The organism is Kitasatospora sp. NPDC001175 (genome assembly GCF_053598215.1).
The window spans coordinates 1-14,526 of sequence record NZ_JBSFJU010000060.1; the positions used below are offsets into that span (position 1 = coordinate 1).

The 14,526-nt window shown below is 72.0% G+C and carries 12 protein-coding genes and 1 pseudogene; 9 read left to right on the top strand and 4 right to left on the bottom strand.

The window, feature by feature from the left end:
• A pseudogene (locus tag ACWDAK_RS31250) lies at window positions 1-113 on the top strand (dolichol-phosphate mannosyltransferase); the annotation flags it as partial.
• A 107-nt stretch (window positions 114-220) separates the two neighbouring features.
• Here the strand turns inward: ACWDAK_RS31250 and ACWDAK_RS31255 are convergent.
• Window positions 221-2,794: a D-alanyl-D-alanine carboxypeptidase family protein gene (locus tag ACWDAK_RS31255; RefSeq protein WP_427395460.1), complete on the bottom strand. Its 2,574-nt coding sequence runs from the start codon at window positions 2,792-2,794 to the stop codon at window positions 221-223.
• A 324-nt stretch (window positions 2,795-3,118) separates the two neighbouring features.
• On the opposite strand from ACWDAK_RS31255, the gene ACWDAK_RS31260 reads away from it, so the two are divergent.
• The 3 genes from ACWDAK_RS31260 (at window position 3,119) to ACWDAK_RS31270 (ending at window position 5,407) form a co-directional block, all read left to right on the top strand.
• On the top strand, window positions 3,119-3,853 hold the full coding sequence (locus ACWDAK_RS31260; RefSeq protein ID WP_344640698.1) for a GOLPH3/VPS74 family protein: 735 nt from the start codon (window positions 3,119-3,121) through the stop codon (window positions 3,851-3,853).
• A 490-nt stretch (window positions 3,854-4,343) separates the two neighbouring features.
• Window positions 4,344-5,201, top strand: coding sequence for a helix-turn-helix domain-containing protein (locus ACWDAK_RS31265; RefSeq protein ID WP_344640699.1), 858 nt, complete (start codon window positions 4,344-4,346; stop codon window positions 5,199-5,201).
• A complete protein-coding gene (locus ACWDAK_RS31270; protein WP_344640700.1) occupies window positions 5,198-5,407 on the top strand; it encodes a DUF397 domain-containing protein in 210 nt (69 codons plus the stop codon). The genes ACWDAK_RS31265 and ACWDAK_RS31270 overlap by 4 nt, the downstream gene beginning before the upstream one ends.
• A gap of 68 nt (window positions 5,408-5,475) precedes the next feature.
• On the opposite strand, the gene ACWDAK_RS31275 is transcribed toward ACWDAK_RS31270, so the two are convergent.
• Window positions 5,476-6,597 carry an ADP-ribosylglycohydrolase family protein gene (locus ACWDAK_RS31275; RefSeq protein WP_344640701.1) on the bottom strand — a complete coding sequence of 374 codons (1,122 nt, stop codon included), beginning with the start codon at window positions 6,595-6,597 and terminating at the stop codon, window positions 5,476-5,478.
• Between the two features lie 262 nt (window positions 6,598-6,859).
• Here ACWDAK_RS31275 and ACWDAK_RS31280 point away from each other — a divergent pair, with 262 nt between their 5' ends.
• Window positions 6,860-7,402 carry a SigE family RNA polymerase sigma factor gene (locus ACWDAK_RS31280; RefSeq protein ID WP_344640702.1) on the top strand — a complete coding sequence of 181 codons (543 nt, stop codon included), beginning with the start codon at window positions 6,860-6,862 and terminating at the stop codon, window positions 7,400-7,402.
• Window positions 7,395-8,084 carry a L,D-transpeptidase gene (locus tag ACWDAK_RS31285; RefSeq protein ID WP_427395459.1) on the top strand — a complete coding sequence of 230 codons (690 nt, stop codon included), beginning with the start codon at window positions 7,395-7,397 and terminating at the stop codon, window positions 8,082-8,084. The genes ACWDAK_RS31280 and ACWDAK_RS31285 overlap by 8 nt, the downstream gene beginning before the upstream one ends.
• Before the next feature lie 51 nt (window positions 8,085-8,135).
• On the opposite strand, the gene ACWDAK_RS31290 is transcribed toward ACWDAK_RS31285, so the two are convergent.
• Entirely contained in the window at window positions 8,136-10,718 is a 2,583-nt protein-coding gene (locus ACWDAK_RS31290; protein WP_427395458.1) for a bifunctional FO biosynthesis protein CofGH, read from the bottom strand.
• 149 nt (window positions 10,719-10,867) lie between these two features.
• Between ACWDAK_RS31290 and ACWDAK_RS31295 the strand changes: the two genes are divergently transcribed.
• The 3 genes from ACWDAK_RS31295 to ACWDAK_RS31305 are packed head-to-tail and all read left to right on the top strand — an operon-like array spanning window position 10,868 to window position 14,050.
• Window positions 10,868-12,106 (top strand): LolA family protein, encoded by a 1,239-nt coding sequence (locus tag ACWDAK_RS31295; protein ID WP_427395457.1) that lies wholly within the window; start codon window positions 10,868-10,870, stop codon window positions 12,104-12,106.
• A complete protein-coding gene (locus ACWDAK_RS31300) occupies window positions 12,106-13,119 on the top strand; it encodes an ABC transporter ATP-binding protein (RefSeq protein WP_427395456.1) in 1,014 nt (337 codons plus the stop codon). Before ACWDAK_RS31295 ends, ACWDAK_RS31300 begins: the two co-directional genes overlap by 1 nt.
• Window positions 13,106-14,050 (top strand): ABC transporter permease, encoded by a 945-nt coding sequence (locus tag ACWDAK_RS31305; RefSeq protein WP_344640706.1) that lies wholly within the window; start codon window positions 13,106-13,108, stop codon window positions 14,048-14,050. The genes ACWDAK_RS31300 and ACWDAK_RS31305 overlap by 14 nt, the downstream gene beginning before the upstream one ends.
• Here the strand turns inward: ACWDAK_RS31305 and ACWDAK_RS31310 are convergent.
• Complete coding sequence (locus tag ACWDAK_RS31310; RefSeq protein WP_344640707.1) at window positions 14,040-14,432, bottom strand: hypothetical protein; 393 nt, start codon at window positions 14,430-14,432, stop codon at window positions 14,040-14,042. The genes ACWDAK_RS31305 and ACWDAK_RS31310 overlap by 11 nt on opposite strands.
• Between the last annotated feature and the right edge of the window lie 94 nt (window positions 14,433-14,526).

A 14,526-nucleotide genomic window follows, 5' to 3' on the forward strand; every position in this document is an offset into this window, starting at 1 on the left:
GCGAGCTGGGCGCCTCCAAGATGAGCCGCAACATCGTCGTCGAGGCCCTGCTGCGGGTCACCGCCTGGGGCGTCGAGACCCGCCTCCAGCAGCTCGCTGGAAAGAAGAAGTAACCCTCGCCACCGTCCCGTTCGAGTGAACCGCACTCAACAGCGGGTCCTGGAACGCGACGTGGGGGCAGGCGCCGGGCGCCTGCCCCCACGTGTCGGTCCGCCGCCGGTCAGAGCAGACGCAGCAGGCGCGACGTGATCGACGGCGGGTTGAGGTCGGACTGCAGGGTCACCGGGACCTGGACCCTGCCGTCACCCTCGCCGGCCGAGATGGTGCCGACCTCGGTTCCGGCCTTGACGGTGTGGCCGATCTTGGCCTGGTCCAGGGTGAGCTTGGTGGTGACACCGGACCAGCCGGCCACCGTGAGGTCCTTGGAGGCCACGACCGGGACCTTCCCGCCGAGACCGTCGTCCACGTAGCCGACCACGTCGCCCTGCTTGGCGAGGGTCTGGCCGGTGAGGCCGTTCTGCGCCGCGGTGATGATCTTCTGGCTGACCGTCTGGGCGGCCCTCAGGACGTCGTCGGTGGCCGTCACCGGCTGGTTGAGCGTGACACCGATGATCATCCGCCTGGTGCCGCTGATCTCCTTGACGGCCGCCCACATCAGGCAGGACTTGGCCGCGCTGCTGGAGCCGGTCTTGGTGCCGATGACACCGTTCTTGGCGGAGAGCAGGTAGTTGGTGTTGTAGATCCGCTGGTTGTTGATGACGGTGTCCGGGGTGCTGACGACCCGCTGGAAGACCTCGTTCTGCATGACCTGCTCGGCCAGCTTCAGCTGGTCCTTGGCGGTGCTCTTGGTGTCGTTGTTGTAGCCGGCCGGGTCCGCGTAGACGGTGTTGGCCATACCGAGCTTGGCAGCCTGGTCGTTCATCTTCTTGACGAACGCCTCCTCGCTGCCCGCGTCCCAACGGGCCAGCAGCCGGGCCACGTTGTTGGCCGACGGCAGCATCAGCATTTCCAACGCCTCGTACTGGGTCAGCTTCTCCCCCTCGGTCAGGGTGACCCGGGACTGGTCGGCGTCACTGGACTCCGAGGCGGCCTGCTTGTCCACGGTGAGCGTGGGGCCCATCTCGCCCTTCTTGAGCGGGTGGTCGCGCAGGATGATGTACGCGTTCATCACCTTGGTGACGCTGGCGATCGGCTGTGGGGTCTCGTCGCCCACGCTGCCGAGGTTGCCCACGCCGACCACCTCGGCGGTGGCCTGGCCCTTGTTCGGCCACGGGATGTCGAGCTTGTCGCCGTTGAAGGTGAACGAGTCGGCGAGCGACAGCTTCGCCTTCGGGTCCGGCAGCGGACGGAGCAGTTGGCCGACCGCGAGCACGCCGAACACCACGGCCAGGAAGACCGTCCAGATGGTGGTCCGCTTCATCGCCCGCTGGAACGGCGTGACCGGACGGCGGCTGAGCGCGGCCAGCACCTCCATCGCCTCGGAGGTGTTCTCCGGGCCCGGCAGCGGCGGCGGGGTCGGCAGCGGCGGGGGAGCCGGCACCGGAGCGGGGTCGGGCACCGGCAGCGGCTTGGGCGCCGGGGCGGGAGTCGGCACCGGACGGGGGGCCGGGGTCGGCCTGGGCTCCGGCTCCGGCTCCGGCTCGGGGATGGGCTCGGGCTCGGGGCGGGGGGCCGGCTCGGGCGGGGGCTCGGGGACCGTCCCGGCGGACGGCTTGGCGGACTCGGCCGGCTTCCCGCGCTCGGCGGACTTCAGGCCGGTGCTCTTCGCCTCCCCGGAGTCCTTGGCGCCCTTCGTGTCCTCGGCGTCCTCGGTGCTCTCCGCGTCCTTCGGCTTCTCCGGGGACGTCGTCGAACTCGGCGACGCCTTGGCGTCCTTGGCGTCCTTGGCGCCCTTGACGTCCGGGAGTCGGAGCGCCCTGGTGCGGCTGTCCACGGGCAGGCTGTCCCGCATACCAAGACGCGAAGCCGCGCCGGCGGCTTCGGCGGCCTCAGCGGCCTTGACGGCAGACGCGTCGACACCGTCGTTCGAACCGGCGCCCTTCGTGGCCGCGGGCTTGGTCCCGGCGGCACCGTCCTCGCTCTTCGCGGACGTCTCGGCGGACTTCGCGGCCTTCGACAGGCTCTCCCGGAAGTCGTCCGGGAGCCGGAGCGCCCTGGTGCGGCTGTCCGCCGGCAGGCGGAGCATGGTGGTCCTGCTGTCCACATTGCGGACGCTCAGCTGAACCGTGGCACCGCCCCGGACGGTCTCGGCCCGGGCCTCCGCACCAGCCTCGGCGGTCTCGGCGGTCTCGGCGTCAGCCTGCTTGCCGGCCACCGCAGCAGCCTTCCCGCCGGTCTCGGCGCGCTCCTCCGCCTCCGCCTTCGCCTCAGTCTTGGCCTTGGCCTTGGTCTCAGCCTTGGCCGCGGACTTCACCTCAGCCTTGTCCCCGGCCGCAGGCTTCGCCTCGGCACCGGCCGCGGACTTCACCGCCTTGCCCTCGGCCCCGGACTTCACCTCGGCATCGGCCGCGGACTTCACCGCCTTGCCCTCGGCCCCGGACTTCGCCTCGGCACCGGCCGCGGACTTCACCGCCTTGCCCTCGGCCCCGGACTTCACCTCGGCACCGGCCGCGGACTTCACCTCAGCCTTCTCCCCGGCCGCAGGCTCCGCCTCGGCACCGGACCCGGCGTCCTTGCCCGTGCTCCCCGGCTCAGCGGCGTCGTCGGCCTTGGCGCCGGTCCGCTCGGCCGACCGCTCGGGCGCGGTCGCCTCCGCTTCCCCGTCGCCGTGCACCTTGTCGGGGAACTCGCCCACGTAACCCATCCTCCTCGTCCGCCCGGCCGCCGCCGCCCGAGCCCGTGCCGGCCCGTCGGCGGGCCGACCTGATTTGGAACGGCTTTTCGCCGCGCCTCTGTAGCTGTACAGTCTCCGCCACTGGTGGCCGCTTTGGCCGCCGCACCCCGCCCGACCGGCCGTTATTCTCCCCGCCGGGCCCTGCAGCGACCAGTCCGAGTGTCAGACGCGGGGCCTGAGGTGACCGGTTCCCGCCTGCGCACCCAAGGTCACGATTCGGAGGCGTACTCGACAAGCCGCTGTGAGAGGCGTCACTCTGTCATTCATCCACGCGGGGAGGCTTGGATGGGCAAGAGCCGCAGAACAGTTCCCGAGGAACTCTTGCTGCTCGCACTGGACCCGAACACGGGTACCACGGCGCAGCCGCAGACCCTCGACCTCGGACTCGCCGGGGCACAGCTCGTCGAGCTGTCCCTGGCCGGAAGGATAGTCCCGGACGGGGACCGGATCGCCGTGGTGCTGCCACGGCCGACCGGCGACCCGACTCTGGACCACGCTCTGGAACTGCTGCGCCGCCGCGGCAGTCCGGTGCGGGCCGCGCACTGGATAGGCGGGCCCCGGTTGGGGCTCCGCCAGACGTACCTGGCGCACCTGGAGCGGTGCGGCATGGTGACGGCGGTGACCGGCCAGGTGTGCGGTGTGCTGCCGACGACGCGCTACCAGGCGTCGGACGACTGTACGAACGCCGCCATCAAACAACGTCTGGACACCGCCATCCGGACCGGCGTTCCGCCGGACCCCAGGACGGCCGCACTGGCCGCACTGGCGCACGCCGTGGGTCTGGGGAAGCACCTCTACCCGGGAAACGAGGGAAGGTCCTCCAGGTCACGCCTGCGCGACCTGATCCGGTACGACCCGCTCGGCGGGATGGTCGCGCATGCCGTGATGGACGTGCAGAACGGCCTGCCCGCCCCGACGAAGGGCGGCTCCGCCAACGGACGGACGCAGGCTCCCGGGCGGCAGACGGTGGCGCGACCCGCGGCCGACGGCCGTGGCGTCGCGGCGCGGGTGGGCGCGTGATGAACGGAACGCGCCGATACGCAGGATGAGCAACGCAGGCGAGGGGTGGTCCGCCCGGCAGTGGAGTGCCGGGTGGGCCGCCTTTCGCCTTTCTCCGTTTCTCCAGACACCGACGGCCGATCCGCTCTCCTCGCCTGCCAACGGGCGGGAGTTCCCCCAGGCTTCGGCCGGGGGGAACCCCATACCCCCGGCCGAAGCCTGGGGGCGAGGGCCCGGCGCCGCCGCATTTCCGGCACTGTGGCGTGGTCGCGGTACTGCGGCGCTTCCGGCGGCCGATCCGCCTTTACCGGTTCGGCGTTCCGGGCGCAAGGGGGACGATCCTGAATGAGCGTTTTTCCGATGATCTGTTCTATTGCACTCAGGTGAATCCCCGGCGCCGACCTGAGCCGAGATGACATGCTGCTCCAAGTCAGGGGGGTTGGTACCAATTTCCACAGTGTTCCGCGGTGCGCCGTACCCGGGCGCGCCAGAGGTGCAGCCGGAGGTCGATGTGTCCGCCAACGTCAATCCCACGGTCCGGCGACGACGGCTCGGCGCGGAACTCCGCCGCCTGCGCGAGCTGAAGGGCATGACGGCCGAGGAGGTGGCCGGCCGGCTGATGGTCTCCCAGTCGAAGATCAGCCGGCTGGAGAACGGCCGGCGCAGCATCAGCATGCGCGACGTGCGCGACCTCTGCGACGTCTACGAGGTGACCGACGAGCGGGTCCGCGCCGGGCTGATGGAGATGGCGCGGGAGTCCCGGCAGCGCGGCTGGTGGCACGAGTTCGGCGACATCCCGTACAGCGTGTACATCGGCCTGGAGGCCGAGGCCTCCTCGATCCGGGCGTACGAGTCCTCCTTCGTGCCCGGTCTGCTGCAGACCCGCGAGTACGCCGAGGCGGTCGTCGCCGGCACCCAGCCCGACACCGACGCCACCGCAGTCCGGCGCCGGGTGGAGGTCCGGCTCAAGCGGCAGAACCGGATATACGGCGAGAACCAGCTCGGCAGTCTCTGGGTGGTGATCGATGAGGCGGTGCTCTGCCGGGAGGTCGGCAGCCGCGAGGTGATGGCGGACCAGCTCTTCCAGCTGCTCCTGCTGAGCGAGCAACCGAACATCAACCTGCAGGTGATTTCGTTCGAGCACGGCGCCCACCCCGGCATGACCGGGACATTCTCCCTGATGGAGTTTCCGGAGTCAGCCGATTCCACCGTCGTCTACTTCGAAGGAGTGACGAGTGATCTCTACCTGGAGAAGGACGCGGATGTACGTCGCTATACCAATCTCTACGACCACCTGCGGGCGGCAGCGCTCGGCGTTGCGGACAGCCGGTCTCTGATACAGAACTATGCGGAGAGGTTCAAGAGATGACCACCAAGACCACGGGCAGCCTCACCTGGCGCAAGAGCAGCTACAGCGGCGGCAACGGTGCCTGCGTCGAGATCGCCGTGCCGTCCGGCGCGACGGTCGCCGTTCGCGACTCGAAGGACCCACAGGGTCCGCAGCTGCACTTCTCCAGGGCCGCCTGGGCCGCCTTCGCCTCCGCTGCGGGCGACGGCGTGTTCGGTGAGGTCTGAGCAGTCCGCTGGTCTTCGAGTGCCCGCCGCGCCCGTTCGCGGCGGGCACTCGCGCATGTCGGCCAGGGTCAGTCGGTCGGGTAGCGCCCGGCCCACACCGCCCGTTCGTCAGGCGGGAGTTCGGGGCCGTGCAGCTCGGGGCCGTGCAGCAGTTCCAGGACGAAGTCGTCGGCCAGTTCCAGGATCGTCCCCCGGCCCTCCAGCTCGGCCAGCAACCCGGGCGGCAGGGCGCTCTCCCCGTGCAGGACGCCGAGCAGGTTGCCGCAGATCGCCCCGGTGGAGTCGCTGTCGCCGGAGTGGTTGACCGCCAGCAGCAGCCCGGACCGCAGGTCGTGCGCCACCAGCGCGCAGTACAGCCCGATCGCCAGGGCCTCCTCGGCCACCCAGCCCTCGCCCAGCGACTCCACCCGCTCCGCGGAGGGCTCCCCGGCGCGTACCGCGTCCAGAGCGCCGCGCAGGGCGGCGGTGGTCTCCTCGTGCGCCGGGCGCTCGGAGAGCAGGGCCAGCGCCAGGTGCACGCCCTCCTCCAGGGTGCCGCCCCGGACCACGGTGTGGACGATCACCGCGAACGCCCCGGCGGAGAGGTAGCCGGTGGGATGGCCGTGGGTCAGCACCGAGCACTCCACGGCCAGCTGGAAGACCAGCTGCGGCTCCCAGGCGACCAGCAGGCCGAACGGCGCGGCGCGCATCACCGTTCCGCAGCCCTTGGAGTGCGGGTTGCGCGGCGCCTCCAGGGTGCCGGGGCGTGCCGCGTCGGGTCCGGTCAGACCGCTCAGGCAGGCCGTGCCCGGGGCGCGCTCGGCGTACAGCCACTCCTGCCGGCCCAGCCAACCGAGCCCGGGCTCGCGCTCGTCCGGGCCCCAGGCGCTCTGGGTGGCGGCCCAGCGGAGATAGGCGCGGTGCACGTCGCTCGGCGGGTGCCAGGCGCCGCCGTCCCGGCGGACGTGCGCCCGGATCAGACCGTCCATGGTGAAGAGCACCATCTGGGTGTCGTCGGTGACCGTCCCGCGCCGCCCGTACGCGGGCACGTACCCGGTCACCCCCTGCGGACCGTGGGCGGCCCGGATCCGCTCCAGCGACTCGAACTCGATGCCCGCGCCGAGCGCGTCGCCGATCGCCCCGCCGAGCAGGCAGCCCCGTACCCGGCTGCGGAAGTCCTGTTGCTGCGCGCGTGACCACAGTGGCAACACGGTCGGGCACCTTTCGTCGGTCGTCCGGACCTCGGGCCGCGCGGAAAGGGGGCGCGGGACGGCGGAGCGCCCTCCCCCGGGGCGGCCTCAAGCGCCCCGCACTGTAGCCGAATACTTTGACCCCTCGGCCCACCATGTCGAACATCCACCCGATCCGACCGGTTGCTCCGTTCTGGGAACTCATGTGCAACCTGATCCGCCGGGCGTGCGTATGCAGGGAGGATGCGCCCGCATCCGATCGAGACAACGGAGCAGCGGCAGGATGACCGACGAGGAGTACAGCGCGTTCTACCTGTCCTCGTTCTCCCTTCTGGTACGGCAGGTCTATGCCATGACGGGGGACTTCAACGAGGCGCAGGACGCGGTCCAGGAGGCCTTCGTCCGGGGCTGGGCGCGGCGCGGGCGGCTGTCGGCCGAGGAGAACTCGCCCGAGGCGTGGATCCGCACCGTCGCCTGGCGGCTGGCCGTCAGCCGCTGGCGCCGGGCGCTGCGCGGGCGGGTGCTGGAGCGCCGGCAGTACACACCGGAGCAGTCGGTGGACGGGCCCGGACCCGAGCACACCGCGCTGGTCGCGGCACTGCGCAGGCTCCCGGCCGCACAGCGGCAGGCCATCGTGCTGTTCCACCTGTGCGACCTGAGCATCAACCAGGTCGCGGCCGAGACGGGTGCGGCGGTCGGCACGGTCAAGGCCCGGCTGTCCCGTGGCCGGGCCGCACTGGCGAAGTACCTCGCCGACGACCCGGACGCGCTGGCCGGTTCCCCCGTCGAGCGCTCCAACCGCGAAAGGATTCGCAGCTGTGCCTGACCTGGACGACACCGCGCGCGGGGACAGGCTCTCCGTCGCACTGCACGGGCTGGCGAGCAACACCCCGGCGGCCCTGCCGCTGCCGTACCAAACGGTCCGCGACCGGGGCCTGCGACGGCGCAGGCGGCGGCGTGGGATCGCGGCGGCCGTGGGCACGGTCTGCGCTGTCGCGCTGCTGGGCAGCGGCGGCCTGCTGCTCCAGGGGCGGCACGGCGCCGCCCCCTCGGTGGTACCGGCCATCACCCCGTCGGGGAGCGCGTCACCGGCTCCGAGCGGCACCCCGACGGCCACCGCCGCCCGACCCCCGATCCGGGTCGACCTCGCGCGGCACCTGGTGATCGTGGGTGCCGACGGCGCCACCAGGGAGCTGCCCGCCACCGCCGGGGCGCCCGCGCACCCGACACGGACCGGCTGGATGACGGTGGCCGGGAAACCCGGAACCATGGGCTTCGACTTCGCGGGAAGCTCGACGGAGGAGCAGTACCGCGTGTCGATGGACTGGTGTGTACAGCTGGCCGACCGGAGCGGCTACCCGACGTACGTCTGCGGCATGCCCTTTCTCACAGGCACCGTGTTCGGGCACGAGAACGTCACCCACGAGAACATCGGTCTGAGCACCGAGGACGCGCGCTGGTACTTCGAGCACGTCTCGGTCGGCGACCGGGTCGAGGTGTCCGGCTGACGTCCGCCGGGGCGTGAGGTCCGCACGCGGTGTCCGCACGCCCCGGTTCCGCTACTCCAGGACCGGGAGCAGCTTCGGCAGGTGCCCGTCCGAGGCCAACGCGGCGGCCCGGCGTTCGGCGGGCACCTCGCCGTAGGTGGTGGTGCGCTGGCGGGCGGGGCGCCCGGCGGCCTCGGCGATGGCCTCCAGGTCGCGGACGGACTTGTAACTGCCGTACGCCGAGCCGGCCATCCGGGAGATGGTCTCCTCCATCAGCGTGCCGCCCAGGTCGTTGGCCCCCGAGCGCAGCATCTCGGCGGCCCCCTCCGCACCCAGCTTCACCCAGCTGGTCTGGATGTTGGGGATGTGCGGGTGCAGCAGCAGCCGGGCCATCGCGGTGACCGCCCGGTTGTCCCGCATGGTCGGGCCGGGCCGGGCGATGCCGGCCAGGTAGACCGGCGCGTTGGTGTGGATGAACGGCAGGGTGACGAACTCCGTGAAACCGCCGGTCCGTTGCTGGATGGAGGCGAGCAGCCGCAGGTGGCCCAGCCAGTGCCTGGGGGTGTCCACGTGCCCGTACATCATGGTGGAGGACGAGCGGATGCCCAACTCGTGTGCGGTGCTGACGACTTCCACCCAGGTGGCGGCCGGCAGCTTGCCCTTGGTGAGGACCCAGCGGACCTCGTCGTCGAGGATCTCGGCGGCCGTGCCGGGGATGGTGTCGAGTCCGGCCTCCTTGGACTGCTGGAGCCAGTCGCGGATCGAGAGCCCGGTCCTGCTGGCCCCGTTGACGACCTCCATCGGGGAGAAGGCGTGCACATGGATGCCCGGCACCCGCTCCTTCACCGCCCGGGCGATGTCGAAGTACGCGGTGCCCGGCAGGTCGGGGTGGATGCCGCCCTGCATGCAGACCTCGGTCGCGCCGACCTCCCACGCCTGGGCGGCCCGCTCGGCGACCTGCTCCAGCGAGAGGGTGTAGGCGTCGGCGTCGGTGCGGCGCTGCGCGAAGGCGCAGAAGCGGCAGCCGGTGTAGCAGACGTTGGTGAAGTTGATGTTCCGGGTGACGCAGTAGGTGACGTCCTCGCCCACCACCGAGCGGCGCAGGTCGTCGGCGACCCGGCAGAGTGCGTCGAGGGCGGGTCCTTCGGCGTGGAAGAGTGCCAGCGCCTGCTCGTCGGTGAGCCGGGTCGGGTCGTCGGCGGCGACGGCCAGCGCCGTGCGCACGTCACCGTCCAGCCGCTCCACGGGAGTTGCCGCGACCTGTTCGCGCAGGGCCTGCCAGTCTCCGTACACGTCCTCGAAGTCCGCCCGGCGGTCACCGGTGCGGCCCTCGGTGTCGATGGTGCGGTGCAGGTCGGTGCGGCCGGACGGGGCGGGCAGGTCCTCGGGCTCCTGCCAGGGCAGGCCGACGGGCACGACGTCCGGGCGGGCCAGGCCGGTGGCCGGGTCGGCGAGCGCGGTGACGTGCGGCAGGATGCGCGGGTCCAGCCAGGGCTCGCCGTGCAGCACGTACTCGGGGTGGACTGCGAGCCGTTCCCGCAGCTGGAAGCCCTGCGCCTCGGTGCGACGGGCGAGCTCCTCGATCTGCGGCCACGGGCGCTCGGGGTTGACGTGGTCCGGCGTGAGCGGGGAGACGCCGCCCCAGTCGTCGATGCCCGCACTGATGATCAGCTCGTACTCGCTGTCCACCAGGTTCGGCGGCGCCTGGACCCGGGCCGAGGGGCCGAGCACCAGCCGGGTGACGGCGATGACCGCGGCCAGCTCCTCCAGCTCGGCGTCGGGCATCGAACGCATCGCGGTGTCCGGCTTGGCCCGGAAGTTCTGGATGATCACTTCCTGGATGCCGTGGTACTGCCGGGCGACCCGGCGGATCGCGAACAGCGCGTCCGCCCGCTCCTCGTGGTTCTCCCCGATGCCGATCAGCAGGCCGGTGGTGAACGGGACGGAGCTGCGCCCGGCGTCCTCCAGCACCCGCAGCCGGACGGCCGGCTCCTTGTCCGGTGATCCGTGGTGCGGGCCGCCGGGCTCCGACCAGAGCCGGGTGGCGGTGGTCTCCAGCATCATGCCCATCGAGGCCGCGACCGGCTTGAGCCGCTGGAACTCGGTCCAGCCGACCACCCCGGGGTTGAGGTGCGGCAGCAGGCCGGTCTCCTCCAGCACCCTGATCGACATCGCCCGCAGGTACGCCTGGGTGTCGTCGTAGCCGTGCGCGTCCAGCCACTCGCGGGCCTCGGGCCAGCGGTCCTCGGGCCGGTCGCCGAGCGTGAACAGGGCCTCCTTGCAGCCCAGCGCCGCACCCTTGCGGGCGATGTCCAGCACCTCGTCCGGCGACAGGTACATCCCCTGGCCGGCCCTGCGCAGCTTGCCGGGGACGGTGACGAAGGTGCAGTAGTGGCACCGGTCCCGGCAGAGCCGGGTGAGCGGGATGAAGACGCTCTTGGAGTAGGTGATGGTCCCCGGCCGGCCCGCCTCGGCCAGGCCGGCGTCCCGGATCCGGGCCGCGACCGCGCACAGCTCGCGCAGATCCTCACCGCGTGCCTGCAGCAGCACCGCCGCTTCGGCGACGTCCAGGGCGACGCCGTCCCGGGCCCGGCGCAGCGCGCGCCGCATCGAGGTGACGGTCGGTGGGGTGTACGGGGCATCGGTTGCAGCCATGCAGCGAAGATACCCAGCTTTCCTCCGTTCGGCGGACCTGACCCTGATAAGGACTCAGGGTCGCTTGCGTCGTCGGATGTACGGCGATCTGGCCCTGCAGGGCGATGCCCGGACCCCTTCCAACGGTCTCTAATGGAGTGGCAGGACCGTTGAGTGCTACCGAGAGGTTGGACATGGTGGAGCAGGACTTCGCGCACCGGCCGCGTCGCCGGGCCGCGGTGCGCGCGCTGGTACCGGTCGGGGTGATAGCCGCGGCAGCGTCCGGGATCGGGCTGGTGCCCGCGCTGGCGAGCGACTCCGGGCCGAACCTGCCGTCCCTGACGGCGGAGCAGCTGGTGGCGAAGGCGATCGGGTCGGACGTCCAGTCGCTGTCCGGCACCGTGAAGGTGTCGGCCGACCTGGGCGTGCCCACCCAGCTGCTGGGCGCGGCGGACGGGGCCGTGGGCGGCGGGCACGGCAGCCGGGCCGGCGCGGACCCGACAGCCAAGCTGACCGAGCTGCTCGGCGGCGAACACACCCTGCAGGTCGCGGTGGACGGCCCGGACCACCAGCGGGTCGGCCTGATCGAGAACCTCGCGGGCTACGAACTGGTGCGCAACGGCGACCAGGTCTGGGCCTGGGACAGCAGCAGCAACCAGGCGCTGCACCTGACCGCTCCGAAGGACGCCGGCCGGTCCGGCGAGCACGGGCACGGCGAGGCCGGCAAGGCCCCGCTCACCGGCGCGCCGACCACCCCGCAGGAGGCCGCGAAGCTGTTCCTCGGCCAGAGCGCCGCGACCACCTCGGTCACCGTGGACGGCACGGCGACGGTGGCCGGCCAGAAGGCGTACGAGCTGAGCGTGAAGCCCAAGCAGTCCGGCTCCACCATCGGTGAGGTGCGGATCGCGGTGGACGCCGACAACGGCGTGCCGCTTGCTGTGGTGGTGCAGGCCGCCGACGGCAGCAAGGTGCTGGACGTGCACTTCAGCTCGGTTTCCTTCGCCAAGCCGGCTGCCGGGACCTTCGACTTCAAGGCCCCCAAGGGCGCGAAGGTGACGGAGCGTCCGGCCGGTGCGGACGGACAGCACAAGCAGCCCGAGGCCGGCGCCCCGTCCGGGCGCAACGACGTCAGGACGATCGGCGAGGGCTGGACGACGGTGCTCAGCGCCAAGCTGCCCAGTGCCCCGGCACCGAAGCCCGACAGCACCTCCGGCGCGGACCACCGCAAGCACGGCCGCTCCTCGCTCCCGCAGGACCCGGCGGCCCTCGCCAAGTCCCTCGGCAAGAAGGTCGACGGCGGCTCGCTGATCAGCACCAAGGTGCTGAACGTGCTGATCACCGATGACGGCCGGGTCCTGGCCGGCGCCGTGACCCTGCCGGTGCTGCAGAACGCCGCTGGGGTGAAGTAGTGACGACTGCTCCCGACACGGAGCAGGTACGGGGCCGGGCCGCCGTCGGCGGCCCGGCCTCCGCCACCGCTCCGGACGACGTGATCCGCACCAGCGGGCTGACCAAGCGGTTCCGGAGCGGCCAGCTCGCGGTGGACAGGCTGGATCTGACGGTGCCCAGGGGCAGCGTCTTCGGCTTCCTGGGGCCGAACGGCTCGGGCAAGACGACGACCATCCGGATGCTGATGGGCCTGATCGCGCCCTCCTCCGGCCTCGCCACGGTGCTCGGCGCCCCGATGCCGCAGTCGGCGGGCACGGTGCTTCCCCGGGTCGGCGCGCTGATCGAGGGCCCGGCCCTGTACGGCTTCCTGTCCGGGCGGGACAACCTGGTCCGGTTCGACGCGGCCGACCCGACCTCCGACCCGCGCACCCGGGCGCGCCGGGTCGCCGAGGCGCTGGATCGGGTCGGCCTGACGGCGGCGGCGGGAAAGAAGGCGCGGGCGTACTCGCTCGGCATGAAGCAGCGCCTCGGCCTCGCCTCCGCGCTGCTTCAGCCGCGCGAGCTGCTGGTGCTGGACGAGCCGACCAACGGTCTTGACCCGCAGGGCATGCGGGAGATCCGCACCCTGGTCCGGGAGGTCGCGGCCGAGGGCACCACGGTCTTCCTCTCCTCGCACCTGCTGGACGAGATCGAGCAGGTGTGCACGCACGCCGCGGTGATGTCCAGGGGCCGGCTCGTGGTGCAGGGCACCGTGGCCGAGCTGGCCGGCCGCGCCCAGGGGCGGCTGGTGGTCCGCACCCCGGACGTCGCGAAGGCCGGGGAGGTGCTGACCGAGCACCGGGTGGCTGACCTGCGGATCGGTGAGGCGCGGCTGGACGGCCTGGCCGTGGTGGCCGACGAGGAGACGCTGCCCGGACTGTGCGCGGCGCTGGTCGCGGCCGGGGTGCGGGTGCACGGCTTCGGTGTGGAGCGCGGCACGCTGGAGGACGCCTTCGTGGCGCTGACCGGGGAGGGTTTCGATGTCGCGGGCTGAGGCACTGCCGACCGAGCAGGCACCGCAGGCTGCCGAGCCGCCGGAGCAAGCAGTTCGGGCGGCCGAGCAGGCACTGCCCACGGTCGGAGCGGGCCCACGGCCGCGAACGGCGGCAGGCTTCACCGCGCTGTTCCTGGGCGAACTCGCGCTCACCTTCCGCCGGACCAGGACGATCGCGCTGCTGGGCATCCTGGCCGTGCTGCCGGTGCTGATCGGTGTGGTGGTGAAGATCCAGACCGGCGACGCCTCGAACGGCGAGGGCCCGGCGTTCATCGCCCAGGTGACGCAGAACGGCCTGTTCCTGGTGTTCACGGCACTGGCGATGGCCCTGCCGGTCTTCCTGCCGATGACGGTCGGCGTGGTGGCCGGGGACTCCATCGCCGGTGAGGCCGCCACCGGCACGCTGCGCTACCTGCTGGTCGCCCCGGCCGGGCGGACCAGGCTGCTGGCGGCCAAGTTCACCGCCGGGCTGGCGTTCTGCCTGGCCGCGACCATGGCGGTGGTGCTGGCCGCGGTCGCCACGGGCGCGGCGCTGTTCCCGCTCGGCGAGGTCACCCTGCTGTCCGGCGACACCATCGACCTCGGCGCGGCGCTGCTGCGCGCGGTGCTGGTGGCGGGCGTGGTGGCGCTGTCACTGTCCGGCCTGGTGGCGATCGGGCTGTTCATCTCGACCCTGACCGGCAGTGGGATCGCCGCGATGGCGACCACCGTCGGCCTGGTGATCACTGTGCAGATCCTGGACGCCTTCCCCCAGCTGCACGCGATCCAGCCGTTCCTGTTCACCCACCAGTGGATGAGCTTCGGCGACCTGCTGCGCCAGCCGATGCACTGGGACAACGTGTTGCAGAACCTCGGTCTGCAGGCGCTCTACATCGCGGTCTTCGGTTCGGCCGCCTGGGCCCGGTTCACCAGCCAGGACATCACGGCGTGACGGCGACCCGGGTGGCCCCGGCCACCCGGGAGGCAGCCACCGCGCAGGCCAGCAGCGGCAGCTGGGCCGGGGAGATCAGGAAGAGCGGCGACCAGTCCGGGCAGACCAGCCGGACGCCGGCCGTCAGGCCGTACAGCCGGGCCCGGTGCGAGCCCCTGAGCTCCACCCGGTCCAGCCGGTACGGCGGCTTCAGTACGAGCGCCGGGCGCCCCTGCCGCCGCCACTGAATCGCCGGCTGGCCGCCCGTGCCGGAGCTGAGCAGGAGCTCACCGCTCTCGGCCGCGTCCAGCTCGCGCCGTACGGCTGGTACCCGTACCGTCCTGCCTGCGGCGAGTGCGGCACGCTGGAACGGCCTGGCGAACTGTTCCGTGAGCTGGACCATCGCAACCCCTCCTGCTACCCCTTCGTGGGGACGGGTACGGCTTCCGGACGTTGGTAGCCGGACGTTAGCAGGAGACGGGTGTGCTTGAAGAGAC